The 19,202-nt window shown below is 73.8% G+C and carries 16 protein-coding genes; 7 read left to right on the top strand and 9 right to left on the bottom strand.

What is annotated here, in order from left to right:
- Positions 1-71: 71 nt before the first annotated feature.
- Both B0675_RS06925 and B0675_RS06930 read right to left on the bottom strand, forming a co-directional pair.
- Entirely contained in the window at positions 72-584 is a 513-nt protein-coding gene (locus tag B0675_RS06925) for an EF-hand domain-containing protein (protein ID WP_081217861.1), read from the bottom strand.
- 227 nt (positions 585-811) lie between these two features.
- A complete protein-coding gene (locus tag B0675_RS06930; RefSeq protein ID WP_081221637.1) occupies positions 812-1,180 on the bottom strand; it encodes an STAS domain-containing protein in 369 nt (122 codons plus the stop codon).
- Between the two features lie 539 nt (positions 1,181-1,719).
- Here B0675_RS06930 and B0675_RS06935 point away from each other — a divergent pair.
- Both B0675_RS06935 and B0675_RS06940 read left to right on the top strand, forming a co-directional pair.
- A complete protein-coding gene (locus B0675_RS06935; RefSeq protein ID WP_081217862.1) occupies positions 1,720-2,301 on the top strand; it encodes a sigma-70 family RNA polymerase sigma factor in 582 nt (193 codons plus the stop codon).
- On the top strand, positions 2,298-3,677 hold the full coding sequence (locus B0675_RS06940) for a zf-HC2 domain-containing protein (protein ID WP_081217863.1): 1,380 nt from the start codon (positions 2,298-2,300) through the stop codon (positions 3,675-3,677). The genes B0675_RS06935 and B0675_RS06940 overlap by 4 nt, the downstream gene beginning before the upstream one ends.
- A gap of 168 nt (positions 3,678-3,845) precedes the next feature.
- On the opposite strand, the gene purU is transcribed toward B0675_RS06940, so the two are convergent.
- Together purU and B0675_RS06950 are read right to left on the bottom strand one after the other, a co-directional pair.
- Positions 3,846-4,730: a formyltetrahydrofolate deformylase gene (gene purU / locus B0675_RS06945; protein WP_081217864.1), complete on the bottom strand. Its 885-nt coding sequence runs from the start codon at positions 4,728-4,730 to the stop codon at positions 3,846-3,848.
- 102 nt (positions 4,731-4,832) lie between these two features.
- Complete coding sequence (locus B0675_RS06950) at positions 4,833-5,333, bottom strand: hypothetical protein (protein WP_081217865.1); 501 nt, start codon at positions 5,331-5,333, stop codon at positions 4,833-4,835.
- A 116-nt stretch (positions 5,334-5,449) separates the two neighbouring features.
- Here B0675_RS06950 and B0675_RS06955 point away from each other — a divergent pair, with 116 nt between their 5' ends.
- A complete protein-coding gene (locus B0675_RS06955) occupies positions 5,450-6,751 on the top strand; it encodes an ABC transporter substrate-binding protein (RefSeq protein WP_081221638.1) in 1,302 nt (433 codons plus the stop codon).
- Between the two features lie 141 nt (positions 6,752-6,892).
- Here B0675_RS06955 and B0675_RS06960 read toward each other — a convergent pair whose 3' ends face one another.
- Positions 6,893-8,605, bottom strand: a complete 1,713-nt coding sequence (locus B0675_RS06960) for a hypothetical protein (protein WP_081217866.1) — start codon at positions 8,603-8,605, stop codon at positions 6,893-6,895.
- A 368-nt stretch (positions 8,606-8,973) separates the two neighbouring features.
- On the bottom strand, positions 8,974-10,359 hold the full coding sequence (locus B0675_RS06965; RefSeq protein ID WP_081217867.1) for a transcriptional regulator: 1,386 nt from the start codon (positions 10,357-10,359) through the stop codon (positions 8,974-8,976).
- 306 nt (positions 10,360-10,665) lie between these two features.
- Between B0675_RS06965 and B0675_RS06970 the strand changes: the two genes are divergently transcribed.
- From B0675_RS06970 to B0675_RS06980, 3 genes are all read left to right on the top strand, one after another.
- Entirely contained in the window at positions 10,666-11,319 is a 654-nt protein-coding gene (locus B0675_RS06970) for a bifunctional DNA primase/polymerase (protein WP_081217868.1), read from the top strand.
- 132 nt (positions 11,320-11,451) lie between these two features.
- Entirely contained in the window at positions 11,452-12,249 is a 798-nt protein-coding gene (locus tag B0675_RS06975; protein ID WP_081217869.1) for an ABC transporter ATP-binding protein, read from the top strand.
- Positions 12,246-13,859 carry a transporter gene (locus B0675_RS06980; protein WP_081217870.1) on the top strand — a complete coding sequence of 538 codons (1,614 nt, stop codon included), beginning with the start codon at positions 12,246-12,248 and terminating at the stop codon, positions 13,857-13,859. The genes B0675_RS06975 and B0675_RS06980 overlap by 4 nt, the downstream gene beginning before the upstream one ends.
- 52 nt (positions 13,860-13,911) lie before the next feature.
- Here the strand turns inward: B0675_RS06980 and B0675_RS06985 are convergent, their stop codons facing one another.
- The gene (locus B0675_RS06985) at positions 13,912-14,778 is read right to left on the bottom strand and encodes an alpha/beta hydrolase (RefSeq protein ID WP_081217871.1); all 867 of its coding nucleotides are present in this window, start codon (positions 14,776-14,778) and stop codon (positions 13,912-13,914) included.
- 775 nt (positions 14,779-15,553) lie between these two features.
- Positions 15,554-16,246 (bottom strand): metal-dependent transcriptional regulator, encoded by a 693-nt coding sequence (locus tag B0675_RS06990; protein ID WP_081217872.1) that lies wholly within the window; start codon positions 16,244-16,246, stop codon positions 15,554-15,556.
- 383 nt (positions 16,247-16,629) lie between these two features.
- On the opposite strand from B0675_RS06990, the gene B0675_RS06995 reads away from it, so the two are divergent.
- On the top strand, positions 16,630-17,385 hold the full coding sequence (locus tag B0675_RS06995; protein ID WP_081217873.1) for an SIS domain-containing protein: 756 nt from the start codon (positions 16,630-16,632) through the stop codon (positions 17,383-17,385).
- A gap of 82 nt (positions 17,386-17,467) precedes the next feature.
- Here B0675_RS06995 and B0675_RS07000 read toward each other — a convergent pair whose 3' ends face one another.
- Positions 17,468-18,850 (bottom strand): PAS domain-containing protein, encoded by a 1,383-nt coding sequence (locus B0675_RS07000; RefSeq protein ID WP_081217874.1) that lies wholly within the window; start codon positions 18,848-18,850, stop codon positions 17,468-17,470.
- Positions 18,851-19,202 lie beyond the last annotated feature (352 nt).

The following is a 19,202-nucleotide window of genomic DNA, read 5'->3' on the forward strand; positions in this document are numbered from 1 at the left end:
CGTGCGGGCGGGTGCGGCGCCGCGCGGCCGGGCCGCCGCGCGGGTGCCGTGGACTCCGTGGGCGCGGCGGACTACTCGGGCACCGTGAAGTAGCGGGCGAACGCGGCGACGACCTCGGTCTCGCCGATCCGTCCGTCGGTGTCGGCGTCGAGGGCGGTGGCCGCCGCCGCGGCGGTGTCCTCGTCCGCGCCGAGGGCCACGAGGACGCGCCGGGTCTCGTCGAGCGTGGCCGTGCCGTCCCCGTCGGTGTCCGCCACCGCGAGGGCCGCGTGCAGGAAGGGGCGGGCGATCTCGGCGAACCGCTCGGGGTTGTCCCGCAGCCGCTTCACCGCGCCGCTCACGAACTCCTCGCGGGTGATGCGCTGGTCGCCGTCCCGGTCCGCTATGCCGGCCATGCCCTGCCAGAACGCCTCGGCGCCGATGTAGAGGGCCTGGCCCTTGTCCGACCGGGCCGCCGTACCGAACGCGGAGAGCACGGCCTTGGCCGCGGCGTTGAAGTCCTCCCGGTCGATGTAGCCGTTGCCGTCCTGGTCGAATCCGGCGAACCGGGCGGCAATCCTGTGTTCGTACTCGCTGCTGACCATGGTGTGTTCGGACCGCCTCACTGCTCAGCCGGCCGTGGCCGGACTGCGGTTCATCTGGCACGGAGCGTACGACGCGCGGGCCGCGGCGGGAGGCGAAAACGACGGTTGTGCCAAGACCGCGGGAATTCCGGGACAACGGTGTGGCACTGCGTCGCGCGGTGCGCCGGGGACGTCACGGTGGGCGACGCCCGGGACGCGACGGTGACGGAGCGCACCCGCCGCGGTGTTCAGGCGGACAGCGGGCGGGACTCCTCGTCGAGCGCCTCGTCGACGTCCGGGTACACGTCGAAGAGGCGGCGCACGCCGAGCGCCGCGAGGACGCGGTTGACGTGGGAGCCCTCCACCGCGCCCTGGGCGGGCAGGATCAGCCGCAGCCGGCCCTGGCAGGACCGCATCAGACGGCGCGTGGCGATCAGGACGCCGACACCGCTGGAGTCGCAGAACAGGACCTCGGAGAGGTCCAGGACGATGCTGTGCCGCCCCTCCGCCACCACGTCGTGCACGCCCTGGCGCAGCACGGGCGCCGTCACGAGGTCGAGCTCGCCCGACACCCGCAGCACGGCCCAGTCGCCCACGTCGCGGCTCACCGCGTTCAGGCCGTCCGCGCGGCCCGTACCCGCTCTGCCGCGCGCGCCGCCCTCGCTGTCGGTCACGTCGGTCACCTCGGTCACCTTGAGCGTCACCGCCACGCCTCTCGCTCGCCTCGTCCCGCAGAAACGGAAGCCGTCCGTACGCTTCCTTCCAGCGCGGCTGCCCAGCCCTCATGACGCGAAACACCGATTCATGGTTGCGTGAATCGGCCTTCCATCAAACACGGATCCCGCTCGGAAGAAACGCCGGTCTACGGTCGAAAATGCTCGACGAGGGGCCTGTTTCGGTCGTGTACGGACTCATACGGTCATGCCCGGGGGTGGAAGCGGCGCGCTTCTACCATCCGTGGCCGGTTCGGGGGCGCACATTGACGCAAAGGGGCGTGCGCTGTCGGACGTGCCGACTACATTCAGGACAGCAGGAGCGCACACGCTGGAAGGCGGACCGCATGGCTGCCCGGCGAATGGGGACACGTCCGTACACAGGCCGGTCGCACGGACAGGCGCCGCGCACGACAGCGCACGACGAGGGGTCAGGGGGCCGCATGACCAAGCAGGACGCACCGCCCCGCTGGGACCGCAAGATGCAGCAGCGGCTGGCCCGCGGGGAGGCGGCCGCGCTCGGCGAGTTCTACGACCGGTTCGCCTCGCTCGTGCACGGCCTCGCCCACCGCGTGCTCGGCGACGAGCGGGCCGCCGACGGGATCACCCGCGAGGTCTTCACCCACGTCTGGGAGAACCCCGACGCGTACGACCCCAGGCAGGGGCCGCTGCGCTCCTGGGTGGCCGGTCTGACCCACCGCCTGGCCGTGCAGCGGCTGCGCGCCACCGAGACCGCGGCCCTCGCGCAGGGCGGCCACGGCACGGCCGAGGAGCTGGAGCGCAAGGTCCGCAGCGCCTCCGTCGCGGCCCGCGCGGACTACATCGTCACCTCCATGCCGGCCCCGCTCCGGGCCGCGCTGGACCTCGCCTACCTCCAGCGGCGGGACTACCGCCAGGCGGCGGCCGACCTCGGCGTGACCGAGGACGAGGCCCGCCGCCGGCTCCGGCTGGGCCTCCAGCTGCTGTCCACCGCCCACGACGCGGGACCCACCGGGCCGCCGTCGCCGTACGGGGGTGCGCGGTGAGCGGAGAGGCGGACCGCTCCGGGCCGCTCGGCCACGGTGACGGACCCGACGGCCCGGACGGCGACGGACGCCACCGGGAGCACCGGGATCCGGAGAAGCCGGAGGAGTACCCGGCGTATCCGGAGCACCCCGGGCACCCCGAGGCGGGGATACCCCTGCCGCGTTCCTCCGTGGAGGACACCGGACTGCCGCTGCCCGAAGCGGCTGCGGCGTCCCTCGCCGTGCCCGGCCCCGCGCCGCTCGTCCTGGAGCACCGTGTCCTGAAGTCGCTGCTCGGCGCGTGGGCGCTGGCCGCCTGCTCGGCGGACGAGACGACCGCCGTCGAGGAGCACCTCGGGGAGTGCGGTGCGTGCGCGGACGAGGCGCTGCGGCTGCGCGGGGCGGTCGGCCTGCTGCACCCGGCGGAGAGCCTCGACCTGGACCCGACGCTGCGCACCCGGGTCCTCGCGGGCTGCCTCGACCGGCGGCCGCCGCGTATCCCGGTCCCCGAGTGGGCCGCTCCCTACGACGCGGAGAGCGCCCGGCTCGACGCGCTGCTGCAGGACATCGGCGGCGCCGAGTGGCACGCCCCGGTGCGGCTGCACTGGTTCGACGGCGACGCTCCCACCAGCCGCCGTACGACGGTGGCGGGCGTCATCGCCCATCTGCTGAGCGTCGACGGCCTCGTGGCCGTCGCGCTGGGCCTGGACGACCCGCTCGGCGACGCGGGCGCGCCCGGGCAGACCCCGCAGGGGCGTACCGAGACGTACTGGCGCGCCTCGCACTTCCCGCCCACCCGGTCGGTGCGCGGGCCCTGGCGGGCGCAGAGCCACGACATCGTGCGGACGGTCTCGTTCGTGGACGGCGGCGGCTCCTCCCGCTCGGGCAAGGACGGTTCCGGCGGCCTGACCGTGCCGTACGGCGAGTTCGAACTGCCGCTGAGCGACTCGCTGCTGGACCGGGCCTTCGAGTGCTGGGTGCACGCCTGGGACATCGCGGAGGCGGTGGACTACCCGTACGAGCCGCCCGCCGCCCGGCATCTCCACCGGATGATCGACCTGGCCGCGCGGATGCTGCCCGGTTCGCTGGCCGAGCGGCGCAGGGCGGGGCTCTCGGCCCCGCCGGTACGGCATCTGGTCGCCGCGGGCACCGGGGGCCGCAGTCTGCGCCTGGAGATCGAGGGGTCCGGGGGCGGCGAGTGGCTGATCCCGCTGGACTCCCCGGGCGCCGTCGGGTCCGCCGAGCACGCGGTGGCCCATGTCGCCCTGGACGGCGTGGAGTTCTGCCGGCTCGCGGCGGGCCATGTATCCCCGGAGGAGGCGGCCGCAGGACAGGACGGCGACCGTGAGGCCATCAGGGACGTCCTGTTCGCGGCGGCGTCACTGAGCCGGATGTGACCGCGCCCGAACCGCCCGCGCCGCGACGGCCCGTACGCGCCTGAGCACGCGTGCGGGCGGGGCCGGTGTCCCCGGCCGGTCGCACAGCCCTGACCTCTGCGCCCCTGCCGGCTGCGCCCATGACCCGCCGGCCACCGGACCGGCGCCCGAAGGGGCTCGTCCGCCGGGCTACGCGAAGATGACCGTGCGGCGGCCGTTGAGCAGGATGCGGCGTTCCGCGTGCCACTTCACCGCGCGGGCGAGCGCCTGGCACTCGACGTCCCGGCCGATGGCGACGAGCTGGTCGGGGGTCACGTCGTGGCCGACGCGCTCGACCTCCTGCTCGATGATCGGGCCCTCGTCGAGGTCCGCGGTCACGTAGTGCGCGGTGGCGCCGATCAGCTTCACACCCCGGGCGTGCGCCTGGTGGTACGGCTTCGCGCCCTTGAAGCTCGGCAGGAACGAGTGGTGGATGTTGATGATGCGGCCGCTGAGCTGCTTGCACAGGTCGTCCGAGAGGACCTGCATGTAGCGGGCGAGGACGACCAGTTCGACACCCTGCTCGCGCACCAGCTCCAGCAGCTGCGCCTCGGCCTCCGCCTTGGTGTCCTTCGTCACCGCGATGTGGTGGAAGGGGACGTCGTAGGAGCCGACCAGTTCGGCGAAGTCCGTGTGGTTGGACACGACGGCCGCGATGTCGACGGGCAGGGCGCCGATCCGGGCGCGGAAGAGCAGGTCGTTCAGGCAGTGGCCGAACTTGCTGACCATGAGGACGATCCGCATCCGGTCCTCGGCCCGGTGGATCTGCCAGTCCATGTGGAAGGCGTCGCCGATCGCCGCGAAGCTCGCCCGCAGTTTCTCGACCGTCACCGGGGACTCCGCGGAGAAGTGCACACGCATGAAGAACAGGCCGGTGTCGTGGTCGCCGAACTGCTGACTGTCCTCGATGTTGCAGCCGGTCATGAACAGATAGCTGGACACGGCGTGCACGATGCCCTGCTTGTCGGGGCAGGACAGGGTCAGGACGTACTGCTCGGCGGCGGGCGCGCTCCCGCGGACGGACGGCTCATTCATGCGGGACAGGTTCCCATACCGGACCCTCGCGGGGCACGGGCGTCCCGCAGCGCGGACGTCCCCCGGTCCGGCGGGACCGCCGGGGGACCGCGGCCGGGGCCGCTACGCGGAGCGCGTGAGGATGCGCAGGACCTCCAGCGTGCGCGGCGGCACGTCGGGGTCCTCGCCGTCACTGGTCGCCAGCCGGACGTGGGCGGCGCGCGCGGCGTGCACGGCGTCCGGCCACGCCTGGTGGTCGACGTAGGCGGAGACGGGGGCGTCGGGGCCGACCTGGTGCATGATCCGCAGGACGCGCAGGACGGCGGTGTCCACGAGGACCGCCTCCTCGGAGTCACGGAAGATCGTGCCGACGTACTTCTCGGCGGACCAGTTGTCGAGCCAGGTGTCCTCGACCAGCCGGTACACGGCGTCGGTGACGTCCCCGTACCCGTCGACGCCGGCGAGCCAGACGTCGCGCTGGAAGGCGGGGTCGGAGAGCATGTGCAGCGCGGAACGCACATTGCTGCGCCAGCGCCACCACGGCATGTCGTTCAGTGGCATGCCGCCCATGGTGGATGAGTGACGGCCGCGACGGGAAGAGTTCTCCGAACCTTGCACGGTCACCGATCGTACGTTCCCTGTGGAAAACACATCACCGCCCCCTTCCTTCACCTCTGCGTCATCTCCTCTTGACCACGAGTCACTCACGGGTTCGCCGTGTGAGGGAATCGTGCATGTCCATGACCGGTAGGCGACGTACGCGCACCACCTCCCCCGTCCAGCGCCGTCGGCCCCTGAAGGCCGTACTGCTGTCCACGTGCGCGCTGGGGGCGTGTGCGTCGATCGCCGTCGGGTGCGGGGCCGTCCCCGGTGTCACGGGAGGCTCCGGGGACGGCTCGATCAAGGTGATGACCTGGGCGCCGGAGAAGACGGCCGCGACCAACCAACCCGGGATGCCCGCGATGGCCCGGGCCTACGCCCGCTGGGTCAACGCCCACGGCGGCATCGACGGCCACCGGCTGGAGGTCCTCACCTGCAACGACCACAACGACTCCATCGACGCCGCGCACTGCGCCGAACGGGCCGTGGACGAGGACGTCGTCGCGGTGGTCGGCTCCTACAGTCAGCACAGCACGTCGTTCTTCTCGCCGCTGGAGAGCGCGGGCATCCCCTTCATCGGCGGCTACGGCGTCACCGACGACGAGTTCACCAGTCCGCTCTCCTATCCGGTCAACGGCGGCCAGCCCGCGCTGCTGGCCGGCCTCGGCGAGCAGCTCGCCAGGAACTGCGGTCCCGTGTCGCTGATCCGCCCGGACACCACGGCCGGTGACCAGCTCCCGGTGCTGCTCGACTCGGGCCTGAAGGCGCAGGGCCACCCGCAGGCCGCCGACCAGCGGGCCGCCGAGGACGCCACGGAGTACTCCCGTCCGACGCAGCAGGCGCTCCGGCACGCGACGTCCGACCTGGCCAGGCGCGGCTGTGTGGTGCCCGCCCTCGGCGATCACACCGACACGTTCATGGACTCCTTCCGGCGGGACAGCACGAAGTACCCGAAGGTCCGCACCGGCACGGTCCTCGGCAGCGTCGACCAGTCGCGGATCGACGCCACCGGCGGCAGGTCGGGGCCGTACGAGGGGTCGTACGTGACCGGCTGGTACCCGGCCGCCGACGACGCGCGCTGGAACGAGATGCGCTCGGTGATCAAGGAGGAGGCGTTCGGCGACAACCGGATCGACCCGGCCGACGTCGGCGTGCAGACCACCTGGATCGCCTACACCGTGCTGAGGAAGGCGATCGAGTCGATCGGTTCGGACGAGATCACCCCGCTGGCCATCCGGCGGACGCTCGACAACGGCCTCAAGGTGAACACCGGCGGCCTCACGCCGACGCTGCGCTGGCGCTTCGAGGACCTGATCGGCGCCATCGACTTTCCGCGCCTGGTCAACGGGGACGTCACCTTCCAGGTCGTCCGCGACGGCCGGCTGACACCCGCACGCCGCGGGTTCGTGAACATGTCGAAGACGCTGGAGAGCGCCGAGTAGGAGCCGGCGGTCCCGTCACGACGAACGCCGGCCCGGCCCCTCCGGACGAACGGGGGGCCGGGCCGGCGTCCCGGTCACGGGACCCGGTCCCGCGGGTCCCGCCGGAGCGGGGCGCGGGCCGTCAGCACGGGGTGCGGGCCGTCAGAGCTGGGTGCGGGTGCGCTGGGTCAGCCCGTACTTCGAGGCGATGGAGTTCCAGAGCCGCGCGGCCTTCTCCTTCTGGGCGGAGGCCGTGCCGCTGGCCGCGTTGCCCGCCGCGGTCTGTCCGCTGCTGCGGGCGTGACCCTTGCGGCAGACCTTGCCGGCCTTGGCCTGGTCGGCCCAGGCCGCGTAGTGGTTGTCGGCCGACGCGGAGGCCTTCCAGCCGCTGGTGAGCGCGGCGGTCAGTTCGGCGTGGTTCGGGAGCTTGTCGACGGTGAGGCCGGAGAGCCGGGTGACCAGCTCGCCGCGCTGCTTGGCGGCGTCGCGCAGGCTGCCCGCCGCCTGGTCGAGGTTCCGGCACGCCTTCACGTCGCCCACGGCCTTGATCACGGAGTCGCGGCTGCTGGTGCTGTCGGCGAGGAGCTTGTCGAGCTCGACCGCCTGGGCCTTCACCGGGTCGGCGGCCGCGGCCGAGGAACCCTGCGACGCCGGCGCCGTCGCGGCCACCGTCCTGCCGGTGTCGCCCTTCGCGTCGTCGTCCCCCCCGCCGCTGAGCAGGGCCCCCGCGCCGATCCCGAGGACCACGATGCCGATGCCGACCGCGGCGATCAGCGGGACACGCGAACGGCTCCTGCCACCGCCGCCCTGGCCGTCGTGGTCCGAGGGGCCGCCACGACGGGCGGCCGCCCGGCCGGCCGGGGCGTACGCGCCGGGCGCGTCCGGAGCGGAAGGAGTGCCGTACGGGTCGTGCGCGCCGTGCGGGGCCGGCGCCGCGGGGTCGAAGCGCGGCAGCTGCTGCGTCGAGGGCGGCGCGTCCGGTTCGCTGCGGAAGAGGTTGTCGAACTCCGCCGGGGGCTGCCGCTCCTCGGGCGCGCCCGGGCGTACCCCGTAGGAGTCGGCGGGCTGGGCCGGCACGGGAGCCATGAACTGGGTGGGATCGGCGTCGGAGCCGCCCGCCGGAGGCAGCGGGCCGGAGCCGTCCTGCTGGGCGTGCCCGAGGTAGCGCATCCCGTCGGCGCCCTGGACCTCCGGCGGCAGCGCGCCCGGTCCGACGGGCGGTATGTACTGCGTGGCGCCCTCGTCCGGCGCCGCGGGGACGGGCGGGATGAACTGGGTCGCCCCCTCGTCACCACCCGGCCCGGCGGGTATGTACGGAATGTACTGGGTGGCACCCTCGTCCGCGGCCGACGGCAGCGGCGCGGGCTGCGCGTCGGACCGGCCGTGCCGGGCGTGCGAGCCCTGCTGCCCGTCCGCGGCGCCGTACCCGTCGTACGCGTCGTAGCCCCCGGTCGCACGGCCGCCGTGCGCACCGTGCGTGCCGTGGCCGTAGCCGTCCTGCCCGCCGTACGAGGACTGCGCGCCCTCGGGCGGCAGCGGGCCCGCGCCGGACGGCTGCTGCCAGCCCTGCGCTCCGTGGGAGTCCGCCGGCGTGACGGTGCCCCACTCCTGGGCGGAGGGTGCGGAGCCGGACTGCTCGGGGGCGGCCCAGGTCTGGCCGCCCTGGCCCTGCGCTCCCCAGCCGTCGCCGGCCTGCGGGGGCGGGCCGGCCGGCTGGTCGGGGCCCCACGGGCGGCCCCATGCCTGGCCGCCCGCCGGGACGGCACGGTCACCCGTGGTGCCCGGCAGCAGCGGTTCGCCACCGTCCGAGGGCAGCACGATGCCTTCGCGCGCGGGCCGCGCCGAGGGCTCCTCGCCCTGTCCACTCTGCGTCACCGGGACTCCTACGAATGGGGGACCTTCGGAATCGTCGGCTCACGCTACCGGGTCCCAACAGGCCGGTGCCACGCAGCACCGGACGCGACCCGGGCACCCTGTGACACGGGTAACGAAACCGCCCCCGAATGCGCTGTATCTCACCCCGTTCCCCCACGGCGCCCGCGTTCTCCCGGTGTTCACGCGGACACCGGCCGAAAGTTCACAGGCGGGGCCCGCACGGCACGCGGCGTGACGCACACCGCACCGCACCGGGCGGCACCGGCGCACCGGACCGGGGGCGCACACGCCGTGCGCCCCCACCCCACCTCGCGCGGCATCGGCCCCTTCGGGGCGCACCACTCAACCCACGCGCCCCACGCGTCCGTTCAGGCCGCCGACTGCAACTCCATGCGCGCCCCGAACTCCCGCACCACCGCCTCGTCCCGGAACGGCTCCAGGCGTTGCTGGAGGTCGTCCAGGTACTCGGCGCCGCGGTTGGAGCGGAGGGTGCCGAGAAGTTCGACGGCCCGCAGTCCGGTGGTGCAGGCCTGCTCGATCTCGCGCTGCTGGACCTGTGCCGAGGCCAGCAGGACGTAGCCGATGGCGCGGCGGCGGGCCCGCGACTCGGGGTGCCCGGCGAGGGACTGCCCGGCGCACCGCGCGGCGGCCTCGGCCTGCCCGAGGTCGCGGTGGCAGTGGGCCAACTCGTCGGCCAGGTACGCCTCGTCGAAGTGCGCGATCCACGTCGGGTCGTCCCCGGAGGCCGCGTCGGCGCCCTCCAGCGCGGTGACGGCCCGTCCGGACGCCGACTGCGCGGCCCGCGCGTCTCCCATCAGCGCGTGCCCGCGCGCCTCGGCGGCGAGGAACATCGCCTCCGCGCGCGGCGTCACCCGACCGCGCGCACCCTCCTGGGCCGCACGCGCCAACTGCGCGATCTCCCGCGGGTTGCCGAGCTGGGCGGCCAGGTGGCTCATGGACGCGGCCAGCACGTAACCGCCGTAGCCGCGGTCGCCGGCGGCCTGCGCGAGCCGCAGCGCCTGGATGTAGTACCGCTGGGCGAGACCGGGTTGGCCGGTGTCGACCGCCATGTAGCCGGCGAGTTCGGTCAACCGGGAGACGGCCGCGAACAGTTCACGGCCGACCGCCTCACGGTAGGAGCCGGCCAGCAGCCCGGAGACGACGCTGTTCAGGTAGTGCACGACGACCGGGCGCACATGCCCGCTGCCGTACTGGTGGTCGAGTTCGACGAGCGCCTGGGTCATCGCGCGGACCGCCGCCACGTCGGAGTGCCCGACGCGCGGGCCCGCCGAGCGCGCGACCTGCGCGTCCGGACCGGAGATCAGCCAGTCGCGGCTCGGCTCGACGAGCGCGGACGCGGCGACGGACGACCCGGACAGGAAGTCGCGCCGCCCCACGTCGCTGCGCCACAGCTCGCAGACCTGCTCGATGGCGCCCAGCACGGTCGGCGAGAACTGGAGGCCGACGCCGGACGCCAGGTTCTTGCCGTTGGCCATGCCGATCTCGTCGATCGTGACCGTCCGGCCGAGCTTGCGCCCCAGGGCCTCGGCGATGATCGCCGGAGCCCGCCCCCGCGGCTGCTGGCCGCGCAGCCAGCGCGCCACCGACGTCTTGTCGTACCGCAGGTCGAGCCCGTGTTCGGCACCGCACATGTTGACGCGGCGGGCCAGCCCGGCGTTCGAGCAGCCCGCCTCCTGGATGAGCGCCTGGAGCCGTTCGTTCGGCTGCCTGGCGATGAGCGGCCTTGCGGCCATGGCGTACCCCCTGTGGCTGCGGTGCCTGCCCACGCACCGAGTTGACGTGTCTTCGCCGGCCCACCCACCGAAAGAAGTCGGCCGGGAAGATCAATGCCCCGCGGACATGCCGAAGATGCGGGACATGTGAGGATTGCCGGGGTAAGGACGGTTGCCCGAACCCCACCCCTGGTTACCCACTCCCGGCTGCCGTTCCTCCCGCGCGCCCCCGCACGTGCATCCATGCGCCCCGGGCGGGGAATCGATGCCCCGCCCCCGCGCGCGTGTCCCCCGTAACCCGAGGTGGGCCGGGGAGTTGAGTTCCACGTGGAAGAGACCATCGCAGGCACCGAGACCGCGCAGATCCCCCAGCAGCGTGGCGAGTCGCTGCAGGAAACCGCCGTGCGCTACGCCGAGGAGCGCCACTGGGACGTGTTCCCCGGCACTTGGCTGGAAGCAGTCGACGGGGTGCAGCGCTGCTCCTGCGGCGAGCCGGCCTGCGCCGTGCCGGGGGCGCATCCGGCGCGCGACGACTGGGCGACCCAGGCGACGGGCAGCGCGACCGTGGCGCGGCGGCTGTGGTCGAAGCAGCCGACGGCGTCGATCCTGCTGCCCACGGGGCGCACGTTCGACGCGATCGACGTGCCGGAGTCGGCCGGGTTCCTGGCGCTCGCCCGGATGGAGCGGATGGAGCTCACGCTCGGGCCCGTGACGTGCACCCCGGACCGGCGGATGCACTTCTTCGTCCTTCCCGGTGCCACGGCGAAGGTCCCCGACCTCGTCCGCCGGCTGGGCTGGCCGCCCGCCTCCCTGGACCTGGTCGCGCTCGGCGAGGGCGCGTACGTGGCGGCGCCGCCCACCCGCTTCGGTTCCCGGGGCGCCGTGCAGTGGGCGTGCCGTCCGACGCCGGCGAACCGGTGGCTGCCCGACGCGGAGGAGCTGATCTCCCCCCTCGCCTACGCCTGCGGCCGGGACCGGTAGACCCGTCGAAGCGGCAGCGCCCAGGATGCCGGGACGGACGTTCCGGCGGCTTCGGCACGCCGCCCCCTATCTCGCCCGGGCAGCCCGGCTCTCGTCGACCCGGTTGGGGCGGATGGGCCCTAGGGTGCGTGTATGAGCGAGGGAGCGAAGGACGACGGGGTGCCCGCCGTGCGGGTGCGCGGGCTCTGGAAGCGGTTCGGGGAGCAGATCGCCGTCGCCGGCATCGATCTGGACCTGCCCGCCGGACAGTTCATCGGGCTCGTCGGGCCGAACGGGGCGGGCAAGACGACCACCCTGTCGATGGTGACGGGGCTGCTGCGGCCCGATCAGGGCGTCGTCGAGGTCGTCGGGCACGACGTGTGGCGCGACCCGGTGGCGGTGAAAGCGCGGATCGGTGTGCTGCCGGAGGGGCTGCGGCTCTTCGAGCGGCTCTCCGGACGCGAACTCCTCGCGTACACCGGCCGGTTGCGGGGACTGCCGGGCCCCGAGGTCGACAAGCGCGCGGGGCAGCTCCTCGACGTCCTCGACCTGGCGGGCGCCCAGCACAAACTCGTCGTCGACTACTCGACCGGCATGCGCAAGAAGATCGGCCTGGCCTGCGCCCTGCTGCACAACCCCGAAGTCCTCTTCCTGGACGAGCCGTTCGAGGGCGTCGACCCGGTGTCCGCGCAGACCATCCGCGGTGTCCTGGAGCGGTACACCGCCTCCGGCGCGACCGTCGTCTTCTCCTCCCATGTGATGGAACTCGTCGAGTCGCTGTGCGACTGGGTCGCCGTCATGGCCGCCGGCCGCATCCGCGCGCACGGCCCTCTCGCGCAGGTCCGCGGCGAGGCGCCCTCGCTCCAGCAGGCGTTCCTGGAGCTGGTCGGCGCCCACGGCCGCGACGCGGTGACCGATCTGGACTGGCTGGGCGGCGGGGCCGCGCGATGACCACCGTCCCGGACGTCTCCGCCGCGTCGGTCACCCCGGTCGTCGTCCGTCTGAAGCTCTCCCTGCTGCGCAACGGGCTGCGCCAGTCCGGGGGGCGGCGGGCCGCGTACATCGTCTCCGTCGTCGTCGCCCTGCTCGTCGCGGCGCTCCAGCTGCTCGGCCTGATCGCGCTGCGCGGCAACGAGCACGCCGCCGCCGTCTCGCTGCCCCTGGTCGCGGTGCTGGCGCTCGGCTGGGCCGTGATGCCGCTGTTCTTCCCCAGCGGCGACGAGACCCTCGACCCGACGCGTCTGGTGATGCTGCCGCTGCGCCCGCAGCCGCTGGTCCGGGCGCTGCTGGTCGCGTCCCTGGTCGGCGTCGGACCGCTGTTCACGCTGTGTCTGCTGACCGGTTCGGTGATCTCGGTCGCGCACGGGGCCACGGCCTGGGTGACGGCGGTCGTCGGGGTCGTCCTCGCCCTGCTGGTCTGCGTGGCCCTCGCACGGGCGGTCGCGGCGGCCAACATCCGGCTGCTGTCGAGCCGCAAGGGCCGTGACCTTGCGGTGCTCAGCGGCCTGGTCGTCGCGGTGGGGGCGCAGCTGGTCAACTTCGGGGCCCAGCGCCTCGGTTCCTCGGGCGGACTGTCGGCCCTGGATCCGGCGGCGGAGGTACTGCGCTGGGTGCCGCCCGCCTCGGCGATCGGCGCGGTGGACTCGGCGAGCGAGGGTTCGTACGGGAGCGCGGTCGTGCAGCTGGCGCTGTGCGGGGCCGCCCTGGCGGGGCTGCTGGCCCTGTGGTCCCGCCATCTGACGCGGCTGATGACCTCCCCGGACGGGTCGACGCTCCAGGCCGCGGAGCCCGCCGCGCGGGAGCGGGGGTCCTCGGGGCTCGGGCGGCTGCTGCCGGCCGGGCGCACGGGCACGGTCATGGAGCGCAGCCTCCGCTACGTGTGGCGCGACCCGAAGACCAAGGCGGCCTGGGTGACGTCCCTGGCCATCGGGCTGATCGTGCCGGTGTTCAACGCCCTGCAGGGCACCGGCTCGGCCTACTTCGCGTGCTTCGCGGCGGGCATGCTCGGGATCCAGATGTACAACCAGTTCGGGCAGGACACGTCCGCGTTCTGGATCGTCGCGATGACGATCTCCTCGACCCGGGACGCCTACGTCGAACTGCGCGGGCGGGCGCTGGCCCTGCTGCTGATCACCCTGCCGTACGCGACGCTGGTGACCGTGCTGACGACCGCGCTGCTCGGCGCCTGGCGGCAGCTGCCGGAGGTGCTCGGCCTGTCGTTCGCGCTGCTCGGGGCGATGCTGGCGACCGGGGCCTGGTCCTCGGCCCGTTTCCCGTACTCCATCCCGCAGGAGGGCTACAAGAACGTGGCGCCCGGGCAGGCCGGTCTCGCCTGGATCGCCATCTTCGGCGGGATGGTCTCGGCCGCCCTGCTGTCCGCCCCCGTCATCGCCCTGACGATCTGGCTGAACGTGAGCGCGGACGGGGACCGGTGGAGCTGGCTGCTGCTGCCGCTGGGGGCCCTGTACGGCGCCCTGATCACCCTGCTGGGGCTGCGTCTGGCGGCGCCCCGGACGGCCCGCCGGCTGCCGGAGATCCTGGCCGCGGTCAGCAAGGGGTAGCCGCCGGTCCGGACGGGCGGGTCCGGACGGGCGGGACGTCGCGGACGAGGCCCTAGCCGGTGAGGACGCCGTCCAGGAACGGCTCGATCGCGGCGCGCCACGCCTCGGGCTGGTCGTAGTGCACGAGGTGGCCGGCGTCGGCGACCTCCGCGTACTGGCCGCGGGGCAGGACGCGGACCATCTCCTGGGCCTCGGCGCGGCCCAGCTCGCCGTCGAGGCCGCGCACGACCAGCGTGGGGCACCGGACCTGCGCGAGCTCCTCCCAGTGCGCGTCGTACACCCACGTCTGGCGGGACTTGAGCATCTGGCGGGGTTCGAAGACGGGGCGCCAGCCGTCGGGGGACTCGTGCATCACCTCGGCGTAGAACTCGCCACGGGAGGGGGTGCGGCGCTCCACCCAGGGGTCGTCCTCGCCGAACCACTTCCGGACGTCGGCCAGGGTGGCGAAGGGGGCGGGCCAGGCTCTGAACCAGTCCTCCCACTCGCGCTGCGAGGCGGCGCCCAGTGCCGAGGCCCGCATGTCGCAGATGATCAGGGCGCGGACCAGGTCGGGGCGCTTGGCGGCGAGCTGCCAGCCGGTCAGGGCGCCCATCGCGTGGCCGATGACGACCGCCGGTCCGAGACCGAGCTGGTCGAGGGCGGCCTCGGCGTCCTCCACGTAGGCCTCACGGGTGTACTCGGCCTCCGGGGCCTTGTCGCTCTGTCCGTGTCCGCGCTGGTCGAGCGCGACGGCGCGGTGCCGCTCGGAGAGCCAGCGGGCGGTGGACGCCCAGTGCGAGGCGCGGCCCATCAGGCCGTGCAGTAACAGCACGCCGGGCGCCTCGGAGGCCCTCGGCTGGTCGGCCTTGGGAGGATCGGCGAACTCCCAGGCAGCGAGGCGTACACCGCCCGCTCCCGTCACGTCGATGCGCCGCACCATCGGTAATGGCACCCCCCTAGCTCGCTCGGACCCGCCCGCTCCCGCTCGACCCGGCCGGTCCACTCGTACCGCTTCCTGCCGCTGCTCCTGCTGGTCTGCTGCTCGGTGTGTCCCTGGGGTCTCTCCCGGTCCTCCCGCCACGACGCCACGTTATCGAATGGGGTTTCGAAACTGGCCTTTCCGGCCACAACACCCCTCGTTCGAGTGACCACCCCGGGGGATTGGCCGCCGCCCTCGCGGGGAGATCTTCAGCGGGGGGCGGACCGCTCGGGGAAACCGGTCCGAAGGGAATGACCCTGGGAGCTCGGGGCTCCGGGTCATGACGGGGGAGGACAGGCCCCGGCGCCATGCGGCGCCGGGGCCCTCTCCACGTCTGCGGCACATCCTTGCGCCCCCTCCCCGACCGCACACCGTCGCTCTCCGACACGGTCAAGAGCCCTCAGGTCATATGCCTCACGCGACAGCCTCGCACGCAAACGGTCCCGGCGCTGCGATTCCGCACACTGAATCTTGGTTTCGGCCAGCTCTCCCGGGCGTCACAACTGCCTCCGCCGTCCCGGCAGTTGGCGTGTCCGGTGGCGGGCAGGACGGCGGCGCGACGGGTCGCGCGGCGGGCACCCGGGTGCCGGCGTCGAGACCGGCGCACGCCGGTCCGTCGGCCGGCACCCGGGACCTGCCCCTCGCGGGTACCGAGGCCCGGGAGCGCCGAAGGGAGCGGCGCGGCCCGGGAGGGCGGTGGGCCGGCCCGGGGGCCGGCGCCTGCGCGGGCGGGGTGTCAGCGCTTGGCGACGAACACGTGCGAGGCGACCTCGGACTCCAGCTCCGCGGCCTCGCCGCCGCTGCCCACCAGCACACCGCCCGCCGACTCGGTCACGCTGACCACGGAACCGGGCTGCACGCCCGCCCGCCGCAGCGTGTACATCAGCTGGGCGTCCGTCTGGATCGGCTCACCGATCCGCCGGACGACCACGGTCTTGCCGTCAAGACCCGGGTCCAGCTCGGCCAGCGAGACCATGCCGGCGTCCAGGAACGGATCCGCGCCGTCCTTCTCGCCCAGCTCCTCCAGGCCCGGGATCGGGTTCCCGTACGGCGACTCGGTCGGGTGGCGCAGCAGCTCCAGGACGCGGCGCTCCACCGCCTCGCTCATCACGTGCTCCCAGCGGCAGGCCTCGGCGTGCACCTGCTCCCACTCCAGGCCGATCACGTCGACGAGGAGACACTCGGCGAGCCGGTGCTTGCGCATGACGCGCGTGGCCAGCCGCCGGCCCTCGTCGGTGAACTCCAGGTGCCGGTCGCTGGCGACCGCCACCAGGCCGTCGCGCTCCATGCGCGCCACCGTCTGGCTCACCGTCGGGCCGCTCTGGTCGAGCCGCTCCGCGATGCGGGCGCGCATGGGGACCACACCTTCCTCCTCCAGCTCGAGGATGGTGCGGAGATACATCTCCGTGGTGTCGATCAGTCCGGACATTCATGCCCCTTGATTAGCTCTGCCGGAGACTCGACATCCACCGGCGTGTGCGCTGGCCCTGAACTCAATTCTGACGCATAGCACTGACAAGCGTGCCTCGCCGTCGCAACCGCACGCTGCCGGATGCCCCGCGCGGGCCGCCGTCCCGGCATCCGGACGCCCCTACGCACCCCGGCCGCGGCGCCCCGACCCGCCCCGCAGGCCGTATTGACAGGGCACTGGTCCAGACCGCAACGTGATCCGCGACACGACGGGAGTACGGCCGCACCGGCGCACCGGTCCGGCCGCGCGCCCGCCCGGAGCCGACACCGCCCGGCACCGGGCCGACGCCGGCGGAACGTCCGGGACTTCCGAGCCGACGAGACTTCTAAGGGGCTTCGCCGATGAGCGACAGCAAGCTGGCCGGGCAGTTCTTCGACGCCGCGATCGGTCTGCTGCAGCGGGTGCGCGACGAGGGCGCCGCCGACATCGAGGCGGCCGGGACGCTCGTCGCCGACACCGTCACCGAGGGCGGCCGCCTCTTCGCGTTCGGCGCGGGCCACTCCTCGCTCGCCGCCCAGGACATCGTGTACCGGGCCGGCGGTCTCGCCCTGATGAACCTGCTGACCGTGCCGGGCGTCGTCGGCGTCGACGTCATGCCCGCCACGCTGGGCTCCGCCCTGGAGCGGGTCGACGGGCTGGCCGCCGCCGTCCTCGACTCCAGCCCGCTGCGCTCCGGCGACCTGCTGGTGATCATCTCGCTGTCCGGGCGCAACGCGCTGCCCGTGGAGATGGCGATGAACGCCCGCGCCCTCGGGGTGAAGGTCGTCGGTGTCACCTCCGTCGCCTACACCACCGAGACGACGTCACGGCACGTCTCGGGCACCTACCTCAAGGACCACTGCGACATCGTCCTCGACTCGCGGATCCCCGTCGGGGACGCCGAGCTGACCCTGGACACCATCGAGGCACCGTTCGCGCCCGCCTCCACCGTCGTCACCACCGCCCTCCTCCAGGCCGTCATGGCCACCGCCGCCGGCGCCCTCGCCGACCGGGGCATCGAGCCGCCGCTGCTGCGCTCGGGCAACGTCGACGGCGGCCACGAGTGGAACGGCCGGGTCATGACCGAGTACGGCGACCGGATCTTCTACCGCCGCTGACCCCGCGCCCGCGGCCCGCGCGGCCCGGCTCCCGAGAGGCCGGAGCCGCCCGGAAAGGTCCCCCGGGGCCGGGCCCGGCGGCTCAGGGCCGTGCGATCCGGTCCGCCAGATCCAGGGCGGACGCGATCCGTACGGCCACGTCCTCCGCGTACCGCGCGTCGGCGCGTTCGAAGCGGCCGCGGCCCGCGCCGCGCAGGAACGTGACGACGCCCAGCGTCCGCCCGCGGCTGCGCAGCACCGTGCACAGCGAGTGCACCGCGTCCGGCGGCCACTGCCGGGCGAGCGCCCAGCCGCGCGCCTGCTCGGCGTCGGCCGTGCCCGCGCTGGCCCGCACCGATCCGGAGCGCTCCGCGCACTGCAACGCCGGGTGCCCGTCCGCGTACCTGACCGGCAGCCCGGCCTTGCCGGTCAGCAGGCTCGGGCCGGGGGCACCGGCGGGGGTCGCGGCGGCGCGGACGAGCCGCACCGGCACGTCGTCGTCCTGGAGGAAACCGCCCGCCACCCGGTCGACCAGGGCGTGGTCGGCGAAGCCCGCGAGGGAGAAGTCGAGGTGGACGGTGGCGGCCTCGCCGGGGTCCTCGCACTCGGCGGCGGCGCGCGCGGCGCGGTGCAGCTGGTTGGAGCGGAAGCGCAGCAGCGCCGCCTCCTGCTCGGTCTGCTTGGCCTCCGTCACGTCCTGGAAGAGCCAGCCGACACCGAGCGGCACGGGTTCCTCCGCGAGCGGCGAGGAGAGCCGCAGGAAGCCGCTGCGCCAGCACCGCCGGGTGTCGCCCTCCGGGGTCCGCACGCTCACCCACATCTCCGCGGGAGCCGGGGGCGCGCCCTCGGCCAGGACGTGCGTGAGGGCGCTCTCCAGCTCTTCCACGCCCTGGGAGAGCAGTTCCCCGAGGGGGCGGCCGAGGACGGAGGTGCGTCCGGTGCCGAGAGCCTGCGCGGCGTGCGCGTTGACCACGGCGGGCCGCAGGTCGGCGTCGACGAGGACGACGCCCCAGCTGGCGTTCTCGAACAGGGCCTCGCTCAGGGCTATGGACCGTTCCAGGTCGATCTGCGCGTGGACCTCGCTGAAGGCGCAGTACACCCCGGCGGGCTTGCCGTCCGGGCCGCGTACGGCGGCGGACTGGGTGCGCACGAGGACGCGGCCGCCGTCCTTGGTGAGCAGCGCGAACTCGTGGACCTGCCGGCCCGGCGCCTCCATCGCGGACAGCAGCCGGGTCTCGACCTCCTCGGCGTCCGCGGTCCGCACGGCCCAGCCCGCGAACCCGTGCCGCCCGACCGCCTCGGCGGCGGTCCAGCCCAGGATGCGTTCGGCCTCGCGGTTCCAGTGCGTCACGACTCCGTCGGCGTCGAACGCGCACAGGGCCGCGTCCATGCCGTCCAGCAGCGCGGCCAGGAGATCCGAACCGTCCCGCTCGGGCTCGTCGGGCCCCAGCTCGTCGGTGGTCCCACTACGCCGGGAAGCACTCACCTGGACCCCCTGCAGGCTGCGTCCGCGTGTACGGCTCGACAGTTCGCTCGCCGGCTCTCATTCAACTCGAACGTGACCCAGCCCACATCCACTTCCCCGAAGACGGGACGAAATCGTTGCACCCCGGATTCCCGTCCCGCCCGCCCCAGCAGCCCCCGGCCCACCTCGCGGGACCACCCCGGCCCACCGGGCTCACGACCCTCGAATCCCAGCTCAGCACGTTGCGCAGCACGCTCTGTCACCACCGTCACCCTCCTCGACGTTCCCGGCACCTACCCACCGCACCGGCGGCTAACGGGGCCGTCCCGGACCCGTTCCGATAAATGGGTTGAGCCTCCCCCGATGTGTTCCT

Origin of the sequence: Streptomyces sp. M41(2017) (assembly GCF_002078175.1) — a bacterium.
In the GTDB taxonomy this organism is placed as follows: domain Bacteria; phylum Actinomycetota; class Actinomycetes; order Streptomycetales; family Streptomycetaceae; genus Streptomyces.